This window comes from Geobacillus sp. WSUCF1, assembly GCF_000422025.1.
Lineage (GTDB): Bacteria > Bacillota > Bacilli > Bacillales > Anoxybacillaceae > Geobacillus > Geobacillus zalihae.
The window spans coordinates 1-1,622 of the sequence record NZ_ATCO01000305.1 but is presented as its reverse complement, the minus strand read 5'-3'; the positions used below and the strand labels follow the sequence as shown (position 1 = coordinate 1,622).

The following is a 1,622-nucleotide window of genomic DNA, read 5'->3' as shown; positions in this document are numbered from 1 at the left end:
TCAACTAGCACCACGGGTATACCCCATATGAATACGTATTATTATTGACAGCGGGATATACATAACCGTTTATCGCACCAGACTGATTTGTAACATCCATAACACAATGTGCATTTGTAAGGACTTTATCTTTCCCAATAACAGTTCCTGTGCAAGTATACCAACCATCTCTAAATTCTAATTCAATGTACGCGATTTGTCTGTGAGGAGTGACTGAAGTATTGGAAACCTTTGTACGACCATCAGCACCAATAACGACCTGAGGGAAATATTCATTTGGAGATTTACCACCTATATATGTTGTTTCAGGGGTTAAATTATATTTGTAAGGTTTATTTTTTTTTGAAATCCGTATTTATCTCTGTTTTTGGAAGAACTTCACCGGTACCTTCCGAGCCTTCTGTGACTAAAGATTTGGAATTCTTTAACTTTTTTATGTAGTCTTCATACTTAATGACTTCACCTTTTGAATTAATCATGTCATAAGCATTATTACTATTTTTTTGAGCGTTGACGGTTTCTGGAGCATTAATTATGGGCGAAATGATAAACCCAACCATTACTAAAATGATAAATCCAATTTTTTTTCATAAAGTAGCCCCCCTTTATGAATTTTTCAAAGTTATTATAACCAAATAGTTCATATATTTCAATTATTTTGAAAATTATAATTACATAGGTTCAATCTTTATAACTTCGACTTTGCCCGGATACGATTCTAAAATCTCTGAATACCACACTTTTACTTTTTGTCCATTTTCTATTCCCCTCAAAGTACCAAACCCCTTAATTAATAACTTACTCATATTATATTTTCTTCTTAATTCCTGTATTGTTAATTTGTTTGCGTCTTCCTGAACAAAATCTGGATCTTCAACTAAATATACTTCCCCTTCTTTCATAATTATAAAACCTTCCAAAGTAGCTTCTTGATTAAGAGATTGGTTAGTTCTATATTCGCTAAAGAAAAATAATAATAATATAAGACCTAAAATAGTACTCACTAAAATATATCTTTCCATACGCTTGCCTCCTAGCTTTTATATTTTGTGTTATATAATGGTCTATCTTCTATAGATCCATAGTTTTCCCTTCCCAAGATAACAGAGCATTTTATAGTAATACATATTCAGCATATTCAGTGAGCCCAATTCCTAGGTATTTCCCAAAGGATGTCATTATCTTCTCCAATGACATCGTTATTCGCTACCACGACCATTGCGGAGATAATCATAAAGTAACAAATAAAAATTTTGGAGGGGGGTTCGGTTCCGGGAGTAGCTGGCTAAATACCTCTAATTTGAATTTCAAGAGCAACTGTTCTGTTAATCGGTGGTTTTTCAATAATAATGGTTATTGCAATTATCACCGTAATTTCCCTTTGGAATTCCTCTGGATTTTCACTCATTTTATACTGTTCTCAATTGCAGTATATTTTGCATTAAGAGCGATTACTTTTGCCCCTTAATCATACGCAGGCATCAGTAGAAATTTCCACTCTTTTAGGAAAGGCAGGGGTATTATGGGGAGCGAGCATGATTTGCCTGTTACTTGGTATTTCTAAACTTTTGAATAAGGACATAAAAATAGCCCCTTTCTCACTGAACATATCCCTGTCAAGT

At 33.6% G+C, this 1,622-nt stretch carries 2 protein-coding genes; both read right to left on the bottom strand.

Going from position 1 to position 1,622, the window contains the following annotated elements; translation table 11 throughout:
* Nucleotides 1–4 precede the first annotated feature (4 nt).
* Nucleotides 5–187, bottom strand: coding sequence for a serine protease (locus tag I656_RS19630; protein WP_235048685.1), 183 nt, complete (start codon nucleotides 185–187; stop codon nucleotides 5–7).
* Nucleotides 188–671: 484 nt separating this feature from the next.
* Nucleotides 672–1,022 (bottom strand): DUF3221 domain-containing protein, encoded by a 351-nt coding sequence (locus I656_RS00035; RefSeq protein ID WP_008881771.1) that lies wholly within the window; start codon nucleotides 1,020–1,022, stop codon nucleotides 672–674.
* Nucleotides 1,023–1,622: the final 600 nt, after the last annotated feature.

Coding starts and splice junctions, on each gene's coding strand:
- I656_RS00035 (WP_008881771.1), bottom strand. CDS start 1,022: ATGGAAAGATATATTTTAGTGAGTACTATTTTAGGTCTTATATTATTA.